The organism is Sphingobacterium hotanense, from assembly GCF_008274825.1.
GTDB lineage: Bacteria > Bacteroidota > Bacteroidia > Sphingobacteriales > Sphingobacteriaceae > Sphingobacterium > Sphingobacterium hotanense.
The window spans coordinates 754,295-777,823 of record NZ_CP030848.1 but is presented as its reverse complement, the minus strand read 5'-3'; the positions used below and the strand labels follow the sequence as shown (position 1 = coordinate 777,823).

General features: G+C 44.3%; 11 protein-coding genes, 2 tRNA genes and 3 rRNA genes. 5 read left to right on the top strand and 11 right to left on the bottom strand.

The genetic code is table 11. The annotated features are described in order from the left end of the window. Window positions 1–237 precede the first annotated feature (237 nt). Window positions 238–2,355 carry a S9 family peptidase gene (locus DSM08_RS03150; protein ID WP_246172428.1) on the bottom strand — a complete coding sequence of 706 codons (2,118 nt, stop codon included), beginning with the start codon at window positions 2,353–2,355 and terminating at the stop codon, window positions 238–240. 158 nt (window positions 2,356–2,513) lie between these two features. Here DSM08_RS03150 and DSM08_RS03145 point away from each other — a divergent pair, with 158 nt between their 5' ends. Beyond that, window positions 2,514–4,145, top strand: a complete 1,632-nt coding sequence (locus tag DSM08_RS03145; protein ID WP_149524778.1) for a S8 family peptidase — start codon at window positions 2,514–2,516, stop codon at window positions 4,143–4,145. Between the two features lie 71 nt (window positions 4,146–4,216). Then, window positions 4,217–4,405, top strand: coding sequence for a hypothetical protein (locus DSM08_RS03140; RefSeq protein WP_149524777.1), 189 nt, complete (start codon window positions 4,217–4,219; stop codon window positions 4,403–4,405). Between the two features lie 158 nt (window positions 4,406–4,563). On the opposite strand, the gene DSM08_RS03135 is transcribed toward DSM08_RS03140, so the two are convergent. From DSM08_RS03135 to DSM08_RS03095, 9 genes are all read right to left on the bottom strand, one after another. Beyond that, window positions 4,564–5,868 carry a TolC family protein gene (locus tag DSM08_RS03135; RefSeq protein ID WP_149524776.1) on the bottom strand — a complete coding sequence of 435 codons (1,305 nt, stop codon included), beginning with the start codon at window positions 5,866–5,868 and terminating at the stop codon, window positions 4,564–4,566. A gap of 4 nt (window positions 5,869–5,872) precedes the next feature. Continuing rightward, window positions 5,873–8,950 carry an efflux RND transporter permease subunit gene (locus DSM08_RS03130; protein WP_149524775.1) on the bottom strand — a complete coding sequence of 1,026 codons (3,078 nt, stop codon included), beginning with the start codon at window positions 8,948–8,950 and terminating at the stop codon, window positions 5,873–5,875. Window positions 8,951–8,960: 10 nt separating this feature from the next. Continuing rightward, the gene (locus tag DSM08_RS03125) at window positions 8,961–10,025 is read right to left on the bottom strand and encodes an efflux RND transporter periplasmic adaptor subunit (protein WP_149524774.1); all 1,065 of its coding nucleotides are present in this window, start codon (window positions 10,023–10,025) and stop codon (window positions 8,961–8,963) included. Window positions 10,026–10,237: 212 nt separating this feature from the next. Further along, a complete protein-coding gene (locus DSM08_RS03120; RefSeq protein ID WP_149524773.1) occupies window positions 10,238–10,618 on the bottom strand; it encodes a response regulator in 381 nt (126 codons plus the stop codon). 569 nt (window positions 10,619–11,187) lie between these two features. Continuing rightward, a 5S ribosomal RNA gene (gene rrf / locus DSM08_RS03115) occupies window positions 11,188–11,299 on the bottom strand. 95 nt (window positions 11,300–11,394) lie between these two features. Continuing rightward, window positions 11,395–14,276, bottom strand: a 23S ribosomal RNA gene (locus DSM08_RS03110). A 225-nt stretch (window positions 14,277–14,501) separates the two neighbouring features. Next, window positions 14,502–14,575 (bottom strand) — tRNA-Ala (locus DSM08_RS03105). 13 nt (window positions 14,576–14,588) lie between these two features. Beyond that, window positions 14,589–14,665 (bottom strand) — tRNA-Ile (locus tag DSM08_RS03100). A 120-nt stretch (window positions 14,666–14,785) separates the two neighbouring features. After that, window positions 14,786–16,314 (bottom strand): 16S ribosomal RNA (locus DSM08_RS03095). Together the 16S, 23S and 5S rRNA genes with 2 tRNA genes alongside form the textbook arrangement of a ribosomal RNA operon. Window positions 16,315–17,756: 1,442 nt before the next feature. Between DSM08_RS03095 and DSM08_RS03090 the strand changes: the two genes are divergently transcribed. Continuing rightward, window positions 17,757–19,037: a hypothetical protein gene (locus DSM08_RS03090; protein WP_149524772.1), complete on the top strand. Its 1,281-nt coding sequence runs from the start codon at window positions 17,757–17,759 to the stop codon at window positions 19,035–19,037. A 2-nt stretch (window positions 19,038–19,039) separates the two neighbouring features. Here DSM08_RS03090 and DSM08_RS03085 read toward each other — a convergent pair whose 3' ends face one another. Continuing rightward, entirely contained in the window at window positions 19,040–20,197 is a 1,158-nt protein-coding gene (locus DSM08_RS03085) for an acyl-CoA dehydrogenase family protein (RefSeq protein ID WP_149524771.1), read from the bottom strand. 462 nt (window positions 20,198–20,659) lie between these two features. Here DSM08_RS03085 and amaB point away from each other — a divergent pair, with 462 nt between their 5' ends. Continuing rightward, the gene (gene amaB / locus DSM08_RS03080) at window positions 20,660–22,189 is read left to right on the top strand and encodes an L-piperidine-6-carboxylate dehydrogenase (protein ID WP_149524770.1); all 1,530 of its coding nucleotides are present in this window, start codon (window positions 20,660–20,662) and stop codon (window positions 22,187–22,189) included. A gap of 5 nt (window positions 22,190–22,194) precedes the next feature. Next, window positions 22,195–23,484, top strand: coding sequence for an L-lysine 6-transaminase (gene lat / locus DSM08_RS03075; RefSeq protein ID WP_187773968.1), 1,290 nt, complete (start codon window positions 22,195–22,197; stop codon window positions 23,482–23,484). The last annotated feature ends 45 nt before the right edge of the window (window positions 23,485–23,529 follow it).

Below are 23,529 nucleotides of genomic sequence, written 5' to 3'. Positions count from 1 at the left end.
TGGCAAGCAATATCACGTTAAATAATTTCTAAAATTAGGCAAAGCCTCCTAAAGGGTCCTGCCTTTCGATCTACTTGTCTAAGATTCTATCTTAGACAATTCTATTTTTGGCCGACACTGCTTCGACACAGAACCCTTTTAAACCCAATACAAACCCCTATCACAACCGCTTCGAAAGGGCTATGATAGGGGTTTGTATTGGGTTTGATTAAGTATGAGTTTGTTTATGTCTTATACCTATTCGGTGATGCCTTCTAACTTCAGCAAAAACGAATAGTTTAAAGCGACATCTTTCAGATAGTCGAAGCGACCAGAAGCGCCGCCATGACCATAATCCATATCAGTCTTCAATAGGATCACATTATCGCCTTTCTTCACTTTGCGCAGCTTTGCAACCCATTTCGCGGGTTCGAAATACTGCACCTGTGAATCGTGCAAGCCTGTAGTCACTAGAAGATTTGGATATTCCTTGGCTTCTATATTTTCGTATGGCGAATAAGACTTCATATAATCATATGCCTCTTTGTTGTTCGGATTGCCCCATTCGTCATATTCGTTCGTCGTCAATGGAATCGTTTCATCCAACATCGTGTTCACCACATCAACGAATGGAACCTGAGCAATAACACCATTCCATAAGGTTGGAGCCATATTGATAATAGCCCCCATCAATAGTCCGCCGGCACTCCCGCCTTGTGCATACAAGTGTTCTTTGGAGGTATATTTTTGATCGATCAAGAATTGTCCGCAGTCGATAAAATCGGTGAAGGTATTCTTTTTCTTCATCATCTTTCCGTCCTCATACCATTGACGTCCCATTTCTTCGCCACCGCGGATATGCGCTATAGCGTAGATGAATCCACGATCTAATAGCGAAAGACGTCCGGAGTTGAAGCTCGGGTCCATCGAGGCACCATACGAGCCATAAGCATATAATAATAATGGCGCCTGCCCGTCCTTCTTCGTTCCTTTTTTATAGACGATAGAAATCGGAACCTGCACGCCGTCTTTAGCTTTCGCCATAATACGCTCTGTTACATATTGCGCTGCATCGTATCCGCCCAAAACTTCCTGCTGTTTCAACAAGGTTTTCTCCTTGGTCTTCATGTCATAATCGAAGGTTGACGAAGGAGTGACCAATGAAGTATAACCGTAACGAAGGACATCTGAATGATACTCGGCATTCGTGCTTGGGTAAACGGTATACGCGGCCTCGCCGAAGTCTAGGTAATGTTGTGAATTATCTTTTAAATTGCGGATAGCCAAATTCGTTAAGCCGTTCTTGCGTTCAGAAATCGCCAAATAATTAGCAAACTCGTCGATACCCTCGATCAATACATCCTCACGGTGCGGGATATATTCTTTCCAGTTTTCTTTCCCCGGTTTGTCTAATGGAGCCTCCATAATCTTGAAGTTCTTCGCATTATCGTTTGTATGGATTAAGAAACGATCAGCAAGTGGCGTCACGTTGTATAATACATCTTTAATTCGCGGCTGGAAAACAGTAAAGTTTGCGGAAGGTTCATCTGCTTTGATAAAACGGGTTTCCGAACTCAAAGTACCACCCGAATAGATGAAGATGTATTTATCATCCTTCGATTTCCAAACACCGATGTAATTGGTGTTATCTTTTTCATCATAAACAACGACATCCGCGCTGCTCGGCTGACCTAAGCTATGTCTCTTTATTTTTTCGCTCAATAATGTTACCGGATGCTTTGCCGTATAAAACAAGGTCTTGTTATCGGCCGCCCATACCGGATCTCCCGATGTCTGTGAAATTCTATCTTTCAATATTTCACCAGTCTCCAGGTTCTTCACATGGATAACATACTCTCTTCTCGAAACAGTGTCCACACCATAAGCTACCATCTTGTTGTCCGGACTCACTGCTATGCCCGATACCGAGTAATAAGGAAATCCCTCCGCCATCTCATCTACATTTAAGATAACCTCCTCTGGCGCATCCAAACTGCCCTTCTTACGACAGTATTTATAATATTGCTTTCCTTCTTCGGTCTTGCGGTAGTAATAGTACCCGTTCATCAAATAAGGAACAGACTCATCCGCTTCCTTAATACGATTTTTCATTTCCGTGAACAGCTTGCTCTGCAGCGCCTCTGTATCCTTCATCATCGTATCTGTATATCCATTTTCGGCCTCCAGGTAGGCTACGACCGCAGATGAATCAGCACCTTTCTTAAAATAATCGTTCAGCCAGTAGTAAGGATCATCGACAGACTCGCCATGAATAACGCGCTGATGTGCTTTTTCTGCCGCAACTGGGGCGGTCGCATCCGGCCATTTTATGGCCTTTTTATTGCTGTTCTTATCTGTAGAACAAGAAGATATCATAGTTGCTAAAATTAAACTTATTATCAATTTATTGCTCATATCTAGTAAATGGTTTGTTTTGCAACGATAAAAATACTCAAAATTAGCCGCTTTTTAGATTTATTAACAATTCGCAAGCGGCGAATAAATTATATTTGCTAAAACATAAATTTTGAAACATGCATAAAACAAATAAACTATTATGCTATTTAGCGTTCGGACTTTTGCCGACATTGGGATTTGCTCAAGAAAAACAAGATAAAGACGCGCCTCCAGCAAACTGGTATAATCTAGATTTCCAGAAAGATGGGGTAATGGGAATTAGTACAGAGAAAGCTTATGAACTATTGAAAGGCCGTAAATCGACGCCTGTAGTCGTAGCGGTATTGGATAGCGGTGTCGATATCAAACATGAGGATTTAAAGGATGTGCTATGGACCAATCCAAAAGAAATCCCTGGCAATGGCAAAGACGATGACGGCAATGGTTATATAGACGATGTTCACGGATGGAACTTTTTGGGAAATGCGAAGGGTGAAAACGTAACATACGATAATTTAGAGGTTACTCGCTTGATTCGCCTTTACGAACCTAAATATATCTCTGTTCTTCCAACTACGCCTCTGTCTGAAAAGGAACGTAGAGAGTTTGTCGCTTATCAGAAGATGATCACCGATTATACATCCAAGATGGATGAGGCACAATTCGGAAACTTGAACTATGGCCGTTTGAAGCAGGAGTTCGATGGAATGATCAAAGGATTGAACAAAGAGCCTAAGGATATTACAAAAGCAGATTTAGATGCTTTCCAAGCAACTTCTGACCGTCAGAAAATGGCGATCCGCATTGCGAAAAAGGAACTTGACAAAACTACATTCGATAAGTTTTACGAAGATCTGAAAGAAGGTGCTACCTATTTTTCTAATCAAGTAGAGTATCATTTAAACAAGGAATACGATTCTAGACATATCGTTGGTGATAATTATGAGGATGCTACAGAACGTCATTATGGGAATAATGATGTAACTGGTCCAGATGCGGAGCACGGAACGCACGTAGCAGGTATTATTGGTGCGAAGCGCGATAATAAGCTTGGTGTGAACGGTGTGGCAAACAATGTACAGATCATGACCGTTAGAAATGTCCCTGATGGTGATGAGCGCGATAAGGATGTAGCGAACGCTATTCGTTATGCTGTAGATAATGGTGCTCGCGTAATCAATATGAGCTTCGGTAAAGGCTATGTGTATAACAAGAAAACGGTAGATGACGCTATCAAATATGCGGAATCGAAAGACGTTTTATTAGTACATGCTGCAGGCAATGATTCGAAGGACAATGATGTCGTAAAGAACTACCCGATGAAATATTTCACAGACAGTCTTGATGCTGTGGTCGGCGAAGCGAAGAACTGGATCACTGTTGGTGCTACAGGTTGGAAAGTAGACGGCGACTTATTAGCTGAATTCTCTAACTATGGTTACCGCAGTGTAGATGTATTTGCTCCTGGGGTAAAGATCAACTCTACCGTACCAGGTTCGAAATACAAAGACCAACAAGGGACCAGTATGGCATCGCCAGTTGTGGCAGGTTTGGCAGCATTGATCCGCTCCTACTACCCTGACTTGACAGCAGCACAAGTGAAAGACGTGATTTTAAAGAGCGTAACGAAAGTGGATCAGAAAGTTAAGATCAAAGGCGAGTCTGGTTCGAAGCGTGTTTATTTAGATGAAATCAGCGTAAGCGGCGGTATTGTGAATGCATACAAGGCGGTCGTAGAAGCTAACAAACTGTCTTCAAAGAAAAAGTAAAAAAATGTTAAATTTTTCACAATAATACTTTGTATCTTCCGTTTAGATAATAAACATAAATCAAGATGCTTATGGTGGAAAATTCTACTCCTGTAAAAGATGTAAATTACGAAGGTCTTGGTACAGACTTACATGAAGATACTCAACTAGAGGTTTTCGCTGAAAAGATCAAAAACTGCATTCAACAGATTGCAAAAGATCCAAACGAAAAGACGATAGAAAACATCCTCAACTACTCAAAGACATTTCGTAAATTATAAGACAAAGCCGTTCTAGAAAGAGCGGCTTTGTTCGTATTAGATTTTAGAAATTAGATTTTAGATATTAGAGCATAACGGTCTAAATAATTGAGTCTACTTACTATTGTCAATTAAGTGGCGTCCTACGCATCTAATGTCTAATGTCTATCATCTAATATCTAATTCAGATCGATATTCCCAATAATCTCTTTCAATTGAAGTTCTGAGAGCTTGGCTTGCAGTTTTGCGGTGTTGAAACGGGATACGGCGTTGATGAAGTTCTCTTGGGCGTCGCGGAATTCGACGGCGGAGATGGAGCCTATCTTATATTTCTCTAGGGTTATGTTTAAGTTCTGGCGTGCAATATCTTCATTCGTCTCTTCGAGGCGAGCTAAGGATAGGTTCGTTTGATAAGTTTGGAATGCTGTTGCGATGGCTGTGTTGATGGTCAGATTCTGTTGTTCGATCAATAGGTCGGCGCTTTCAATCTGGATCTTTGCGACACGCTCATTGCGACGTTGGTTAAAGCCATCGAAGATATTCACGGAGGCTGTAACACCATAATTTAATCCACGCGAATTGGATTGGGAAACGAATCCTAAGCTGGATTCAGTCTCGGAGAAGTTATAGCCGGTATTGAGTCGAACCGTTGGATAGCGTGCGGCTTTCACTCTTTTTAGTTCGAGCTCGGCCATCCTTCTGTTGATCGCGATAAGCTGCAGGTCGGGATTGTGCTGCTTAGCTTTCTGCATCAGTTCATCTAGAATCAAGGTATCGTCGTATTCAACATCGCGTTCAACATCAAATTCTATACTGAGGTCGCGTGCCATTAGGCTGTTTAAGGTAATCTTCAAGTTTTTTACAACATCTGCCTGCCGCAATCGAGTAGACTCGTCCTCATTTAAATTCACCTGCACATTCAGAACTTCCAAGCGGGATGCCTTTCCAATGGAGAACCTGTTCTCTGCAGTCTGCAACCTTTCTTTCGAGATAATGATGCTGGAGTCTATTGCTTGCAGGAGGTTGTTCTGCTCGACAATCGTGAAATAGGTTGATATAACTTCCGACACCTTATTCAATACCGTTCGCTTCAGTTCGACTTCGCCAAGCTTTTGATTTTCCTTTAAGATATCATAGCGCGAGAACATGCCTAGACCGTCAAAGATGGTCCAACCAATGCTAACGCCATAGTTCATGCTATTGTTCTTGGCATTCCTTAAGGAGCGTTCCTCTCCTGACGCTTGGGTCTGCGTGGAGTTTTGAAGATTGTTGTTTTGAGAGAAATTTCCCGTAACAGTCGGCAACATCCCGGCATTGCCGTAAGTCACATTCTCTTGCGCAACGCGTAGATCGTTCTGCGACAGCTTGATTTCAAAGTTGTTCTCTAACGCAGTTTCCACTGCTTCCCTGACCGTCAATAGTCCTTGCGCTCGAGAAATCGACACAAAGCACACAATAAAGGATATGACAGCAACTATTCTCATGTTATTATTCTTCAATATTTTCAAATTCTGGATGTGGCTTCTTATCTCTGGATAGCATCAGGTAGAATGCCGGGATAACGAACAAAGTTAACACTAGGGAGAACATCGTTCCGCCAACAATTACGACCCCCATACCCATACGACTGGTCGATGCGGCGCCTAAAGACAGCGCAATCGGCAATGCGCCTAACGCAATTGCTAAAGAGGTCATTAGGATAGGTCTTAAGCGTGATTCCGAAGCGACCACGACCGCTTCGTATTTTTTATAGCCTTGTTCTCGTAATTGATTGGCAAATTCAACAATCAGGATACCGTTCTTCGTCACAAGCCCGATCAACATAATGGTTCCGATCTGACTAAAGATGTTCCAGGACTGTCCGAATAGCCATAAAGAAAACATCGCTCCTGCCACCGCCATCGGCACGGTGATCAAGATGATAATTGGATCGATGAAGCTCTCGAACTGCGCTGCTAGGATTAGAAAGATCAGTAACACTGCTAACCCGAATGCGAACATCGTATTCGATCCACTCTCTACAAAATCTCGCGATTCACCGCCTAAGTCGGTGGTAAAGGTTTCGTCCAATACTTTTTCTTTAACCCGTTCCATCGCATCAATACCGTCACCCATGCTTCGTCCCGGAGCGAGACCAGCAGACACCGTCGCCGACATATAACGGTTGTTATGGTAAAGTTGTGGCGGACTGCTGCGCTCTTCTAGCTCAACGATATTATCCAACTGTATCAGCTCGCCGCGATTGTTCTTAACGAAAATAGCAGCCAAATCCATTGGTGTAGCACGATCAGCACGGTCAAACTGTCCCATCACCTGATATTGCTTACCATTCATCATGAAGTAGCCAAAGCGCTGTCCAGCTAAAGACATCTGTAAGGTTTGTGCAACGTCCAAGACCGACACACCAAGTGTCTGTGCTTTTTCACGATCAATCGATACATATACCTCCGGCTTATTGAATTTCAAGTTCACATCGGTCATCGAGAAAGTATTCTCTTTCGACAATTCTTCCATAAATTCCGGAATCTTCTCTTCCAGTTTTTGGAAGTTAGGTGCTTGGATGATGTACTGTATTGGCAAACCTCCACGTCGGTTGACTGAGATGGTCGGTTGCTGCGAAACAGCGACACGTCCTTCTGAATAGCCCCGTGTTAATCGGGATAGGTCGTCAGCGATCTCCGCTTGGCTTCGCTCGCGTTCGTCCGGCTGCACTAATCCCAACCTCACAAATCCTGAGTTGGAAGAAGCAGATCCGAAGCCTGGAGAAGTAATCACCAAGCTTACCTTCTTCTCAGGTACCGAATCATTGATCAACATGGTCAGATCGGTCATGAAACGATCCATATAGTCATACGAGACACCCTCTGGTGCTGTGACTCTTAAACTGATATAACTTCTATCATCATAAGGAGCGGTTTCTTTCGGTAAGAGTTGGTAAAACAAGTAGATCAATGCGAAACAGCCGATAATAGTGGCAAAACTTAGCCATCTATGGTTTAGAAAGCCTTTTAACGCGCCGGCATATTCGGTATTCATCATTTCGAAGTACTTCTCTGTCCGCATATAGAATTTAGATTTCTTTTGCTCACCGCCTTTCATCAGGTAAGCATTCAGCATCGGGGTCAAGGTCAATGATACGAAAGCCGATATGAGGACGGCCGCCCCGATGACGACCCCAAACTCTCGAAACAACCGCCCTACGAAGCCTTCTAAGAAGATAACAGGTAGGAATACGGCCGCTAGGGTGATGGAGATCGAAATAACGGCAAAGAAGATCTCATTGGATCCTTTGATCGCTGCCTGTATTGGCGACATCCCTTCTTCTACCTTTTTGAAGATGTTCTCCGTTACGACAATACCGTCGTCCACCACCAGACCCGTTGCGAGTACAATGGCCAACAAAGTCAATACGTTGATGGAGAACCCACATAAATACATGATAAAGAATGTAGCTATTAGGGATACGGGAATATCAATCAAAGGCCTGAAGGCAATCGACCAATTACGGAAGAAGATGTAGATAATCAATACTACTAATACAATAGCGATCAAGAGCGTTTCTACTACTTCCAAAACGGCTTTCTTCACGAAGAGCGTATTATCGATAGCAATATTGAGTTCGAAGCCTTCCGGCAATTCGTTCTGCAGTTTATCGTATTCTTTATAGAATTGTTCGGCAATCTCTAGATAGTTGGTTCCTGGCTGTGGTATAATGGCTAAACTCACCATCGGGTATCCGGAATCCGACATCTTTGTTTCGAAATTCTCAGCTTCTAAAGCAGCATTCCCCACATCGCCTAATTTAACCACACGGTTATTGTCTGCGCGGATGATGATATTATTAAACTCCTCTTCGGAAGCAAGGTTACCAATAGTTTTAATGGCAAGCTCGGTATTAGCTCCTGTAAGTTTACCGGATGGCAACTCGACATTCTGTGTATTCAATGCTGCACGAACATCCAATACGGTCAATCCGTAAGAAGCAAGCTTATTCGGGTCTATCCATAGACGCATCGCATATTTACGCTGTCCCCATATCTGGACAGAACTTACGCCCGGTATAGTTTGCAGACGTTGGGCTATAACATTCTCAGCATAATCTGATAGTTCAAGTACATTCCGTGTTGCACTTTGCATGGTCATGGTGATGATCGGCTCAGAGTCGGCATCAGCTTTGGACACGACCGGTGCAGCATCAATATCCTGAGGTAGATTTCGCTGCGCTTGAGATACTTTATCACGAACATCATTGGCAGCTTCCTCTAGGTTCTTCCCTAAATTGAATTCTATGGTGATATTACTAGAACCTTGATTGGAAGAGGAAGAGATATTACGGATACCATCAATGGAGTTGATCGACTTTTCTAAAGGTTCGGTAATCTGCGATTCGATGATATCAGCATTGGCTCCGGCATAGCTCGTACGGACTGAAATCTGCGCAGGATCAATGGACGGGTATTCCCGGACCCCCAAAAAGGTGTAGCCGATGATTCCAAACAGGATCAGCACGAGATTCATGACGATGGCCAGAACGGGCCTTTTGATACTTATGGTAGATAAACTCATTTTTCCTTTCTTATCGCAGCGTCACTTGTACAGGTGTTCCATTCCTAAGCGCCATAACTCCAGAAGTCAATACAGTATCACCAGGATTAAGTCCTGATGTAATCAGGATATCTGCGTCTGTTCTTGCGCCGGTTTCAACCAAAACCTCCGTCGCTAAACCATTCTTCATCACGAAGATTTTCTTTCCATTCTGAATAGGTATTAAGGCTTCGGCTGGAACTAGTAACCCGTTATCAATAGTTTCTAAAGGAAAGACGATATTGGCGAAAGTACCAGGTATAAGTTGATTTCCAGTATTCGTAGAAATGGCTTTCACCAATAGTGTTCTAGTATTCGCTTCTACTGAAGGTTCCGTAGCATAAATCTTAGCGGAAAAATCACCTTCAACACCTTGAACATCAAATTTAATCTGACTTCCAACGCGTACTTTATTGGCATATTTCTCAGGAATGGAAAAGGATACCTTGAGGCGATTCATATTGACAAGCTTTGCAATACTAGTCGCTGGGGTAATATAACTTCCTTTGGAGATATTACGTAAGCCGATAGTTCCGGAAAAAGGAGCACGAATAACTGTTTTGCTCAACTGAGCTTGGATGAGTTGGATTTGAGATTGAGCAGTACGAAAATCAGCACTCGCGATATCGTATTCCTCCTGACTGATTGCTTCCTTTTCGAGAAGAAGCTTTGCCCGGCGCTCATTCTCTGCGGCAAGGTTATTCCTCGTTCTTGCTTGTGCAAGCTGAGCTTGTAGCTCCGCATCATTTAACGTAATCAACACCTGTCCGTTGCCCACACGCCCACCTTCCGAAAAATTAATGGACTCCACAATACCGGAGATTTCTGTATGCAATTCGATCTGTTCGTCCGCTTCAATCGAGCCCGATAGCGTTAAAAAGTCCGAGAAAGTTTGTCCTTGAATTACTTTTCCATATACCTTAGCAGCGGATCGCCCCCCGCCTCTTGGACCGGCATTCTTGGCGTCTTTTTCTTTATTACTGCTAATCCGGTAGAAAATCATACCCCCTAGTACAGCCAGAGCTACCAGAACAATAATCAGTGTTTTCTTTTTCATAAGTCTTGGAAAATAATTTCCGTACGATTAAGTTGAGTCGTTATAACAATCAGTAAATTAGGAAAAAAAGGCGATACGCTTATGTAATAATGTTATTATAGTGCTTTCACGCTTAAAAGTGAAAAACACAAGATCCAATAAAATAAGGCTCTTATAAAACAAAATAGGTCGATATATAAATACCGACCTTTCTTTAAATATATGTTATATACTTAATTGTTGCAATACGCAATAATCTCTGGAGCAAGCCTAGTTTGCACCGCACTCTTGATAATATAACTCATCGCTCCCTTCTCAATGCACTCCTCCTTTACCTCCGGACTTTCAACATCCGAAACCATGATAATTGAACTAGTAGGAAATAAGTCTTGTAGAATAGGAATCCCGGTGACACCATCAATATCAGGCATCATGATGTCTAAAAGAATCACATCCAATTCTTCATGATATTGTTTATTATCTTCTATACCCACTAACGTTTCAGCTTCAAACAATATATTAAACTTGTAATCAGGAACAGAGCGCAGAATCATCTTCAGCAATTCACGATAAATAGAACTGTCGTCTATTAGAGCAACATTAATTGATTTCATAGATAGCTAGTATAAGTAGGATGGGATTTACTAAACATAGTAGTCGGTATGGGATGATTTCTCATTTTACCGCTTATCCCGAAGCAATATACGAATTTTGTAAACAATTATCTACAAAACCAATAATTTCTTAATAATTTCTCTCCTTACATTATTAAAACAAAATTATCGAAGTCGTTTAAAGGAGATAATAGTTATCAGATATAAGACATTAGAGCATGGCTTCTCTGGATATCTTTAATAGACATTAGATATTAGACATGCTTTCTGAACCAGGAAAGGAAGGATTAAAAGATTAGCATGATCTTGCCACTCCTCTAATGCTTCCTTTCCTGGTTCAAGACAAACATCAAAAGATCAAAAGATCATCTTTCTTTACTACTCCTTCCCTTTCAAGCAAAAACAACTCAAAAGATCATCTTTCCTTATCAATCCGTCTTTCAAGCAAAAACAACCCACAAAAAAAAGGCGCCATATCCGCGCCCTACTCTAATATCTCATGTCTAACATCTAAAATCTAGACCAACAAAAAAGCCCGTCATCTTTCGATAACGAGCTTTTCGTATAAAAATAGGCGCCGACCTACTCTCCCACCTGTTACGGCAATACCATCGGCTCTGGCGGGCTTAACTTCTCTGTTCGGAATGGGAAGAGGTGGACACCGCCGATATAGGCACCTGAATATCTTATTGTTGAACCTGCACTTTGCAAGTACCAACATTGACATGTTATTGGAAGAAAAGATTCAAAAAGAGAGAGGACAACAGACTATCTGCATTGGAAAGCTTCGGGCTATTAGTATCACTTGGCTTTGGTCTCTCAACCTTTACACCTATGACCTATCAACGTCGTCATCTACAACGACCCTATAAGGAAGTCTCATCTCGTGGCTAGTTTCGCACTTAGATGCTTTCAGCGCTTATCTATCCCGGACGTAGCTACCCTGCCGTACACCTGGCGGCATAACAGGTTCACCAGCGGTCCGTCCAACCCGGTCCTCTCGTACTAAGGTCAGATCCACTCAAACTTCCAACGCCCACAACAGATAGGGACCGAACTGTCTCGCGACGTTCTGAACCCAGCTCGCGTGCCACTTTAATGGGCGAACAGCCCAACCCTTGGGACCTTCTCCAGCCCCAGGATGTGACGAGCCGACATCGAGGTGCCAAACCTCCCCGTCGATATGAGCTCTTGGGGGAGATCAGCCTGTTATCCCCAGAGTACCTTTTATCCTTTGAGCGATGGCCCTTCCATACAGAACCACCGGATCACTATGTCCGTCTTTCGACCCTGGTCGACTTGTAGGTCTCACAGTCAAGCAAGCTTATGCCATTGCACTCCTCGTACGGTTACCAAGCGTACTGAGCTTACCTTTGAAAGCCTCCGTTACCTTTTTGGAGGCGACCACCCCAGTCAAACTACCCACCAAACAATGTCCTCGGCACAGCCGAGTTAGAAACCGAATACAGAAAGGGCGGTATTTCAAGGTTGTATCCACGATTCCTGGCGAAACCGCTTCACATACTCCCGCCTATCCTACACATCCTGTACCCAATTTCAATGTTAAGCTATAGTGAAGGTTCATGGGGTCTTTCCGTCCCGTTGCGGGTAACCGGCGTCTTCACCGATACCACAATTTCACCGAGCTCATGGCTGAGACAGCGCCCAGATCGTTACACCATTCGTGCAGGTCGGAACTTACCCGACAAGGAATTTCGCTACCTTAGGACCGTTATAGTTACGGCCGCCGTTTACTGGGGCTTCGATTCAATGCTTCTCCTTGCGGATGACATCCCCTCTTAACCTTCCAGCACCGGGCAGGTGTCAGGCCTTATACTTCATCTTTCGATTTCGCAAAGCCATATGTTTTTGCTAAACAGTCGCCTGGGCCTTTTCACTGCGGCTTCTCCATCACTGGAGGAAGCGCCCCTTCTCCCGAAGTTACAGGGCCATTTTGCCGAGTTCCTTAGCCATGATTCACTCGAGCACCTTAGGATTCTCTCCTCGACCACCTGTGTCGGTTTGCGGTACGGGTGTTGATAACCTGAAGCTTAGCGGGTTTTCTTGGAAGTCTGCTTACCTGCACTATCAGCGCCCCCGAGGGTTTGCTGTACTATCAGATTTCAGCTAGACCGGCGGATTTGCCTACCGGTCCAATACCTACGTCCTTCAACGAACTATTCCGTCAGTTCGCGGCAGTGTCACTACTCCGTCACCACATCGCAGTCATCAACAGTACGGGAATATTAACCCGTTGTCCATCGGCGTTCTCCTTTCGGATGAGCCTTAGGCCCCGACTAACCCTGATCCGATTAGCGTTGATCAGGAAACCTGGGTCTTTCGGTGGGCGGGTTTCTCACCCGCCTTATCGTTACTTATGCCTACATTTGCTTTTCTATAAAGTCCACCACAAGTCACCTTGCGGATTCGCCCCCTATAGAATGCTCCCCTACCAGTGCAATAAATTGCAATCCATAGCTTCGGTAGTAATCTTGATGCCCGTTTATTATCCACGCCCGGTCGCTCGACTAGTGAGCTGTTACGCACTCTTTAAATGAATGGCTGCTTCCAAGCCAACATCCTAGCTGTCTGGGCAACCGGACCTCGTTAGTTCAACTTAGACTACATTTAGGGACCTTAGCTGATGGTCTGGGTTCTTTCCCTCTCGGCCTTGGACCTTAGCACCCAAAGCCTCACTGCCGGCCATATCTAACAGCATTCGGAGTTCGTCTGGATTTGGTAGGATTTGACTCCCCCGCACCCAATCGGTAGCTCTACCTCTGCTAGACTCAATGCCGACGCTGTTCCTAAAAACATTTCGGGGAGTACGAGCTATTTCCCAGTTTGATTGGCCTTTCACCCCTACCCTCAGGTCATCCGGAAACTTTTCAACGTTTATCGGTTCGGTCCTCCAGTACGTGTTACCGCACCTTCAACCTGCCCAAGGGTAGATCACAAGGTTTCGCGTCTACCTCATCCGACTATGCGCCCTATTCAGACTCGCTTTCGCTTCGGCTCCTTGACTTAATCAATTAACCTTGCCGGACAAGAGTAACTCGTAGGCTCATTATGCAAAAGGCACGCCGTCACGGAACAAGTCCGCTCCGACCGCTTGTAAGCACACGGTTTCAGGTTCTTTTCACTCCTCTGTTCGAGGTTCTTTTCACCTTTCCCTCACGGTACTGGTTCACTATCGGTCTCTCAGGAGTATTTAGCCTTACCAGATGGTGCTGGCAGATTCCCACAGGATTTCTCCGGTCCCGCGGTACTCAGGATACCACTATGCCTGTATTCTTTACCTGTACGGGGCTATCACCCATATCGCGCAGTTTCCCACCTGCTTCCAGTTCATAGCACAGTACAATGTCGTGGTCCTACAACCCCCATATTGCCGTAACAATATAGGTTTGGGCTCTTTCCCGTTCGCTCGCCACTACTTGGGAAATCATTATTATTTTCTCCTCCTACGCTTACTTAGATGTTTCAGTTCGGCGCGTTCGCGTATTATACAATATACCTTCAGTATATTAGGTTGCCCCATTCGGAAATCTGCGGATCGAATCGCATTTGCCAATCCCCGCAGCTTATCGCAGCTTATCACGTCCTTCATCGCCTCTGAGAGCCTAGGCATCCCCCGTGTGCCCTTATTTACTTTCTTCACACTATCACCCCTTTTGCTAAGTGATAGGTTGCTTTCGCTTGTTCTACAAGTAGAAAAAGCTTCTGTTGTCTTCTCTTGTGTCTCTTTTCTTCCAATATGTCAAAGAACTCTTTGTCTTCGCTAGATAATAGATGTCAGATATTAGATCGTAGACCTAGGGCGCCGTAAAGGGCTCTATTGTCTGTTGTCTGATGTCTCACATCTGTCATCTTCGATGACTTGTGGAGAATAACGGATTCGAACCGTTGACCCCCTGCGTGCAAGGCAGGTGCTCTAGCCAGCTGAGCTAATTCCCCATCGTGTGTCTTATGGTAGTCCCGAGCAGATTTGAACTGCTGACCCCTACATTATCAGTGTAGTGCTCTAACCAACTGAGCTACGGGACTAGCTTAATTCTCATCTTCTCAAGATACCATGCCAACTTACGCTGGGCAGGTACTTTCTTCTAATGTGTTTCTTGTTTTAACGATCAAATGTTGCGCAGACGAGCCGGAATCAGGCTCTAGAAAGGAGGTATTCCAGCCGCACCTTCCGGTACGGCTACCTTGTTACGACTTAGCCCCAATTACCGGTTTTACCCTAACACGCTCCTTGCGGTTACATGCTTTAGGTACCCCCAGCTTTCATGGCTTGACGGGCGGTGTGTACAAGGCCCGGGAACGTATTCACCGCGTCATTGCTGATACGCGATTACTAGCGAATCCAACTTCACGGGGTCGAGTTGCAGACCCCGATCCGAACTGTGAATGGCTTTTCGAGATTGGCATCATATTGCTATGTAGCTGCCCGCTGTACCATCCATTGTAGCACGTGTGTAGCCCCGGACGTAAGGGCCATGATGACTTGACGTCGTCCCCGCCTTCCTCTCTGCTTGCGCAGGCAGTCTGTTTAGAGTCCCCACCTTAAATGCTGGCAACTAAACATAGGGGTTGCGCTCGTTGCGGGACTTAACCCAACACCTCACGGCACGAGCTGACGACAGCCATGCAGCACCTAGTTTCCTGTCCCGAAGGACGGATGCGTCTCTGCATCCTTCAGTAACTTTCAAGCCCGGGTAAGGTTCCTCGCGTATCATCGAATTAAACCACATGCTCCTCCGCTTGTGCGGGCCCCCGTCAATTCCTTTGAGTTTCACCCTTGCGGGCGTACTCCCCAGGTGGATAACTTAACGCTTTCGCTTGGACGCTTACTGTATATCGCAAACATCGAGTTATCATCGTTTAGGGCGTGGACTACCAGGGTATCTAATCCTGTTCGATCCCCACGCTTTCGTGCATCAGCGTCAATAACGGCTTAGACAGCTGCCTTCGCAATCGGTGTTCTGAGACATATCTATGCATTTCACCGCTACTTGTCTCATTCCGCCGTCTTCAACCGCATTCAAGCACTTCAGTATCAAAGGCACTGCGACAGTTAAGCTGCCGTCTTTCACCCCTGACTTAAAGTGCCGCCTACGCACCCTTTAAACCCAATAAATCCGGATAACGCTCGGATCCTCCGTATTACCGCGGCTGCTGGCACGGAGTTAGCCGATCCTTATTCTTCGAGTACATTCAGCTATCTACACGTAGATAGGTTTATTCCTCGACAAAAGCAGTTTACAACCCATAGGGCAGTCATCCTGCACGCGGCATGGCTGGTTCAGACTTCCGTCCATTGACCAATATTCCTTACTGCTGCCTCCCGTAGGAGTCTGGTCCGTGTCTCAGTACCAGTGTGGGGGATTCTCCTCTCAGAGCCCCTAGACATCGTCGCCTTGGTGAGCCGTTACCTCACCAACTAGCTAATGTCACGCGAGCCCATCCATATCCTATAAATATTTAACTACTTGATGATGCCATCTCGTAGTCTTATGCGGTGTTAATCCGAATTTCTTCGGGCTATCCCCCTGATATGGGTAGGTTGCTCACGCGTTACGCACCCGTGCGCCACTCTCACCATCTGTTAGCAAGCTAACAAATGGATCCCGTTCGACTTGCATGTATTAGGCCTGCCGCTAGCGTTCATCCTGAGCCAGGATCAAACTCTCCATTGTAAAATGAAGTGTAAGATCAAGACTATTTATAATAAATAGAATTGTCTTTATTTAAATATCTGTTTCCCTGGTTCCGATCTGGTTGAATTGATTTAAAAAATCTTCTTGTTCAACTTTCGACTTGCGTCTACTCGCTGCGCTACATGATCATTATTTCTTAAAGAACTTTTCGCTTCCGCATCTCGCTTCCGCTTTTCTTATGTTGTGCGCCTTGTTTCCGTGGCGCTCAAGCTTTCAGTTTTATCAGCTTCGAGCCTTGCGCTCTCAGCCGTTCCCCGTAGTTGGGACTGCAAAGGTAGAAGGTTTTTTTTTAATCTGCAAAATTTATTTTAAAATATTTTTTGAGGCTTATTTTGAGGTGGATCCTGGGTGCTTTTCAACCCTGCAGATCCTGCTCTTTCCTTCCCGATGTCATGGCCGTTTCGACCGTCCCTCCCTTGCGGAGTGGTGCAAAGATAGGGACAAATTGACCATACTTCCAAGACCTGCAAACGAATATTTTTAGCGGAATAGCGTAACTCGCTAGCAATGTGAGCAATAATTTATCGAGAAATAGGTAGGAAGGGGCGGTTCTGCGGGTTAGTGGAGGGAAATGGGGGATTGGAAGGGGCCTGAAAGGGGCTTGGGTTGGGTCAAAGCTTTTGTAGGAACCTTGCTCTCCCCTATCAGAGTCCTTGCCGAGCGGGCTTGATTGGGTTCTGTATGGGGTCTGTATTGGGAGAACAAGGGTTCTGAGCCGTCGGAGCTGTGCGGCGGGGATTGGGGAGCTGTCTTTGAAACTTTGTTTTAGAAGGGGGATTTTGTCTTTTCGGGTTGGTCTTTGAAGGAGGGGAGAAAGAAAGTTTTGATTTTTCGGCGTTTGTCTGAACCAGGAAAGGAAGGATGCAAGGATGAGCAGGATCATGTTGAAAGAAAAAATGAGTTCGTTTCTGAACCAGGAAAGGAAGGATACAAGGATGATCAGGATCAGGTATGGCGGTGGATAAGGAGATCAATTATATATCTTTTAAGAAACGTGTGCCCGATCCTGTCAATCCTTAAATCCTTCCCTTCCTGGTTCAAGACAAAAAAGGCAAGTTATAGAATATTACAGCCTGGACAGTTCGAAAATTGAAAGAGGCCAACAGGGTGCTAATCCATTTTTGAAGTGTTTCGTCTGAACCAGGAAAGGAAGGATGCAAGGATGAGCAGGATCGGGTATGGCGGTGGATAAAGGGATCGATTATATATCTTTTAGGAAACGTACGCCCGATCCTGCCAATCCTTAAATCCTTCCTTTCCTGGTTCAAAGACAAAATTCCCTTCCTTTCCTGATCCAAGGAAAAAAAACAACACCCCCATTTCAACCAGCCCAATCCAGCTCTTAAAAAAAGTTAAATCTAAATGCGACCGCAGCTATTCCCACAGACATCTATTATATTTAACCTACTTACTAACCAAACATGAATACCGACAACGATATCACTGCCACGCGTATGTTTCCGAAACAACCTATATTCTTTAGGTTCTGCTTTATTCTCTTTCTATTATTTATCCTGCTGTTCAATAATCATACGTTCCTCTTTCTTACTCCTTTCGTTCCCTTGATGGGCGACGCAATAATCGGGTTCATGAAGGGCATGACTGCAGGATGGCTAGACCTGAATCAAACCGTTCCTTATTATAGGAATGGTAGCGGCGACAGCACCGTGCATTGGCTGATCTTACTATTGATATTGCTGCTATCTATTATTGCTTGTATAGTTTGGTCGCTCGTTGATCGGAAAAACAGAGAATATCCGAAACTCTATTACTGGTTAACGGTGCTTCTACGATATTATGTTGGCATCACCATGTTCAACTATGGAGTTATCAAGCTCTTTCAGGGGCAGTTCCCCTTCCCTACCTTATATAAACTGACGGAGCCGCTATATCAATATTCGCCTATGGGCTTGGCTTGGGCATTCTACGGCGCATCGCATCCTTATAATATAATGATAGGTATCGCTGAGATGTTGGGCGTTTTGTTATTGTTTAGGAAGACGATGACGATCGGGGCAATCATTACCCTAGGTGTTAGTATCAACGTGATGGCGACTAATTATTTCTATGATGTGCCCGTCAAGATGCTCTCGACAACTCTGGTATTATTTTCTCTATATCTATTAGGTCCGAACATCAGCAAATTCTACAAACTGCTTATACAAGGAAAAGCTATTTCGCTCAGCCCTCCGCCGAGCCTGCAACTTAATGCACGCTGGAAGCGAATAAGTTTGATATCGATAAAAGTAATTATGCTCCTTGCAACCGTCGCACCTGCCGTGCAAAGTATTATAAGGGCTGATAAGTTTATCAAGCAATTCATACAAACAGAGAGCGATCTTTATGGCGTTTACTATTTACCGCTGCGCGAATATGAGAACCGGAAGAAACTTCGGATTCCAGATGACTGGCATTTTCTGATCTTCATCAACGAGCAATCACTGATCGTCCGCGATGCGGAGATGAAAAGTCGCACCTATCAGATGACGAGCGACAGCCTTAATAAAGAAATCAAGATTATTGGGAAGGCGGGAGAGCCAACTCAGCATTTTCGCTATGAAAAACGTGAAGCAGGGATCATGTTAAGGGACATCGGGTCTAAAGATTCCATATCCATCTATATAAATAAGATAGATATGGAAAATATCGACTTAAAAACCCGAGGTTTCCGATGGGTTAGTGATATGCCTTATAATAGATAGCACTATTGGAAGGCGCTGATACCCGTTATATCTTGTCCGGTGATCAATAAATGTACATCATGAGTACCCTCATAGGTTATTACCGACTCCAGGTTCATCATGTGGCGCATAATCGGATAGTCGCCAACGATTCCCATTGCACCGAGCACTTGGCGCGCTTCACGTGCCACCTGCAATGCCATATGCACATTATTGCGCTTCGCCATTGAAATTTGTTGCGGGCTCGCTTGGTCATTGTTCCTCAAGGTTGCCAGGCGCCAGGAAAGGAGCTGCGCTTTTGTGATCTCAGTCAGCATTTCTGCCAATTTCTTTTGTTGCAATTGGAAGGACGCGATCGGTTTGCCGAATTGTTCCCGTTCTTTGGCGTACTTCAAGGCCACCTCATAGCAGTCTATTGCTGCACCGATGGCGCCCCAAGAAATACCGTAGCGCGCGGAGTTTAAGCAAGATAGCGGTCCGCGCATACTTTGAACATGCGGCAGCACATACTCTTTAGGAATATACACCTGATCGAAAACAAGCTCGCCAGTCTTTGACGCACGCAAAGACCATTTGTTCAATGTTTCGGGTGTAGAAAATCCTTCCATCTTCCGCTCAACGATTACACCACGAACTTTATCCTCATGATCACGCGCCCATACAACGGCTACATCACATATCGGCGCATTCGTGATCCACATTTTAGAACCATGTAGTCGGAAACCATCCCCATCAGGCGTTAATCTAGTTTCCATACTTCCGGGGTCCGATCCGTGATTAGGTTCTGTTAGGCCAAAAGCACCAATAAATTCTCCTGCGCCTAAGGCAGGTAGATATTTCTTTCGTTGTTCTTCGGACCCGAAGGAATAAATAGGATACATTACGAGCGACGATTGCACGGACGCTGCAGAGCGTATCGCCGAGTCGCCCGCTTCCAGTTCTTGCATGATAAGACCATAGGCTAGATAATCAAGTCCTGCCCCACCGTATTCCTGTGGAATAAAAGGACCGAGCGCACCGACTTCCCCCAACTTCTTCATCAGATTGGGAATTTCCTTATGCTCCTGTGCAAAATGATCTATTTCAGGACGTATTTCTAAGTTTACAAAGTCGCGAATAGCATCGCGAATTAAGATATGTTCTGCCGAAAGAAGGTCTTCGATTTTAAAGTAGTCAACCATGGTTAGATATTAGACGTTAGATATTAGATATAAGACTTTAGATTTTAGAGTATGTCGCCTTTGCTATGTTAAATATTAGCGCAAGTGTATTGTTTTTATAAAGGGTTATTCCTTTGTGCTTTCATTATTTTTTTAGTTCTTTTTATAATGGAGGTTTCGTATTTATGCGCCTCCTTTTGATTAGGCACATAGTAAAGTTAAATATAAGATGTGGTGAACGTTTCGAAAATGACTGCTATCACTAATTTTTTGACGGTTCTATGTGTTTACTGTTGGTTTGTTGATGTTTTCAGGGAAGCAAACTTTGTTATAATCTTTATCTCAAGCACTTAGCAGTTTCTCTGAAGATTGAGTTTTCTTCGGAATTGGGGACAACAAAATTCATATAATTCGATAATTTAATATAAATAATAAATTATATTCTCTATATTTAGTCAAATTTCGAATAATATAAACCAACATATGACATCCAAAGAATTAAAAGCACTAGGAATAGAAGTAGAAAACTTGGGCACAAGTACAGGTAGCAAGTGGTTTTCAAAAGGAGGATTGATAGCGTCATACTCGCCAACCAACGGAAAGCTGATAGCGAAGGTTCAAAGCAGTACCAAAAAGGAATATGAAAAAGTGATGCAGGAAGCAGAGAAGGCTAAATTGGAATGGCGAGATATCCCTGCACCGAAGCGCGGAGAGATTGTTAGGCAATTGGGCGAAAAACTGCGAGAAGTAAAACCTTTATTGGGCAAACTTGTGTCTTACGAGATGGGTAAATCATACCAAGAAGGTATGGGTGAGGTTCAGGAAATGATCGACATCTGTGACTTTGCGGTTGGTTTATCGAGACAGTTATATGGAAACACCATCCACTCGGAGCGTCCGGGGCACCGTATGTACGACCAATATCATCCGCTAGGAATTGTTGGTATCATCACGGCTTTCAATTTCCCTGTTGCTGTTTGGGCGTGGAACGCAGCATTAGCATTAGTATGTGGCGATGTTGTGGTTTGGAAGGCGAGCGAGAAAACGCCTTTGTGTGCGGTTGCATGTCAGAAAATCATAGCCGACATCTTAAAAGCGAATAAATTGCCGGAGGGCATTTCTTCGATCGTTACTGGCGACAAGGAAGTTGGAGAATGGATATCATCCGATGAGCGCATTCCATTGGTATCAGCGACGGGTTCTACCCGCATGGGTAAGATCGTGGCGACGACCGTAGCACAACGTCTGGGCAAATCGCTGTTAGAATTAGGCGGAAACAACGCCATCATCGTGACGCCAAGCGCTGATCTGAAGATGACGATTATTGGTGCGGTATTCGGAGCCGTAGGAACTGCAGGACAACGTTGTACCAGCACAAGACGCTTGATTATTCATGAGAGCATTTATGATAAGGTGAAAAAATCTTTAGTGGATGCCTATAAGCAGATTAAAATCGGTGATCCTTTAGATATTAAACATCACATGGGACCATTAATTGATACTGATGCTGTTGATATGTATTTGAATGCTTTAGAAAAAATTAAGGAAGAAGGCGGCAAGCTTTTAACGAAGGGAGAAGTGTTGAAAGGGAAGGGTTATGAAAGCGGTTGCTACGTTACGCCGGTTATTGCCGAGGTAGAGAACCATTATGAGATTGTTCAGCATGAGACCTTCGCCCCAATCCTTTATTTAATAAAATACAAAGGCGAATTGGAGGAGGCTATTGCCTTACAAAATGGTGTAAAACAAGGTTTATCCTCTGCGATCATGACGAACAGCGTTCGCGAGTCGGAGCTTTTCTTAAGTCAGAATGGTTCAGACTGTGGTATTGCGAATGTTAACATTGGTACTTCGGGTGCTGAAATCGGCGGAGCTTTCGGCGGAGAGAAAGAAACCGGCGGTGGTCGTGAATCTGGATCGGACGCATGGAAAGTTTATATGCGCCGTCAAACGAATACCATTAACTATACGACTAACCTTCCTTTGGCACAAGGGATTAAATTTGATTTATAAGCATTATGAGAGAGACACATCAAAGATTAGCGAAGCATATTCTTGCCGACGGCCTACCGGTAGTTATTGACTTGGAGAAGTCGCACGGCTCCTATATTGTGGATGTTGATGGGAACGAGTATTTAGATATGTTCAGCATGTTTGCTTCCTCCCCTGTTGGTTACAACCATCCTCATATTTTAAAAAATGCAGATGCGCTGAAGCAGTCTGCCATCAATAAGTTGGCTCTATCGGACGTATACCCTAGAGAATATGCCGATTTCTTGGACACCTTCGAGCGCGTAGGTATTCCTAAAGAATTAAGGTATTGTTTTTTCATCGATGGCGGAGCTTTGGCGGTTGAAAACGCATTGAAAGCAGCATTCGATTGGAAAACTAGATTGAACTTAAGCAAGGGTATCGAGCAAGAGGCGAGCCAAGTAATTCACTTTAAGCAGGCATTCCACGGCCGTTCCGGCTATACTTTGTCCTTAACAAATACGAAGGATCCGCGAAAGTACATGTACTTTCCGAAATTCGATTGGCCAAGAATCAGCAATCCGAGGCTGCAGTTTCCATTGACTGAGGAGTCTGTAAATGATGCCATCAAGGCAGAAGAGCAAGCCATTCAAGAAATTGAGGCTGCTATTGCGAAAAACCCAGCGGATATCGCATGCTTAATCATCGAGCCTATACAGGCAGAAGGTGGAGATAACCATTTCCGCAATGAGTTTTTCCAGAAGCTGCGTGAGATCTGCGATAAGAATGATATTATATTAATCTTAGACGAGGTACAGACTGGTATCGCGATGACGGGTAAAATGTGGTGCTATGAGCACTTAGGCATTATTCCTGATGTGATCTCTTTTGGTAAGAAGACCCAAGTATGTGGAATTTTGGCGAATAAAGAGAAATTTGATCGCGTGGAAAACCATGTATTCAAAGAGTCAAGCCGTATTAACTCGACGTTCGGTGGTAATTTGGTTGATATGGTTCGCTTCCGTTTGATTTTAGAAATCATCGAGCAAGAGAACTTGGTAGAAAAAGCAGCTGTATTGGGGGCATATTTGATAGAACAATTAAATATCCTTGCAAAAAAACATCCAAGTATCACTGCGGTACGCGGTAAAGGCTTGCTTTGCGCATTTGATTTACCTACAGACAAAGAGCGCGATGCCTTGGTAGCGAAAGCGATGGGCGAGAAGATGTTGATTTTAGGCTGTGGCGATCGTAGTATTCGTTTCAGACCGCATCTGACCGCAACGAAGGAAGATATCGACAAGGCAATTGCCATCGTTGATAGGTTGGTCGACTAAGATAATTAAGGACAGCAAGCTGTTCTAGAATAAAATAAAAAAGCC

Excerpts from the sequence above, each read along its gene's own strand:
- DSM08_RS03150 (WP_246172428.1), bottom strand. The coding sequence starts at position 2,355 with ATGATATCTTCTTGTTCTACAGATAAGAACAGCAATAAAAAGGCCATA.
- DSM08_RS03145 (WP_149524778.1), top strand. The coding sequence starts at position 2,514 with ATGCATAAAACAAATAAACTATTATGCTATTTAGCGTTCGGACTTTTG.
- DSM08_RS03140 (WP_149524777.1), top strand. The coding sequence starts at position 4,217 with ATGGTGGAAAATTCTACTCCTGTAAAAGATGTAAATTACGAAGGTCTT.
- DSM08_RS03135 (WP_149524776.1), bottom strand. The coding sequence starts at position 5,868 with ATGAGAATAGTTGCTGTCATATCCTTTATTGTGTGCTTTGTGTCGATT.
- DSM08_RS03130 (WP_149524775.1), bottom strand. The coding sequence starts at position 8,950 with ATGAGTTTATCTACCATAAGTATCAAAAGGCCCGTTCTGGCCATCGTC.
- DSM08_RS03125 (WP_149524774.1), bottom strand. The coding sequence starts at position 10,025 with ATGAAAAAGAAAACACTGATTATTGTTCTGGTAGCTCTGGCTGTACTA.
- DSM08_RS03120 (WP_149524773.1), bottom strand. The coding sequence starts at position 10,618 with ATGAAATCAATTAATGTTGCTCTAATAGACGACAGTTCTATTTATCGT.
- DSM08_RS03090 (WP_149524772.1), top strand. The coding sequence starts at position 17,757 with ATGAATACCGACAACGATATCACTGCCACGCGTATGTTTCCGAAACAA.
- DSM08_RS03085 (WP_149524771.1), bottom strand. The coding sequence starts at position 20,197 with ATGGTTGACTACTTTAAAATCGAAGACCTTCTTTCGGCAGAACATATC.
- amaB (WP_149524770.1), top strand. The coding sequence starts at position 20,660 with ATGACATCCAAAGAATTAAAAGCACTAGGAATAGAAGTAGAAAACTTG.
- lat (WP_187773968.1), top strand. The coding sequence starts at position 22,195 with ATGAGAGAGACACATCAAAGATTAGCGAAGCATATTCTTGCCGACGGC.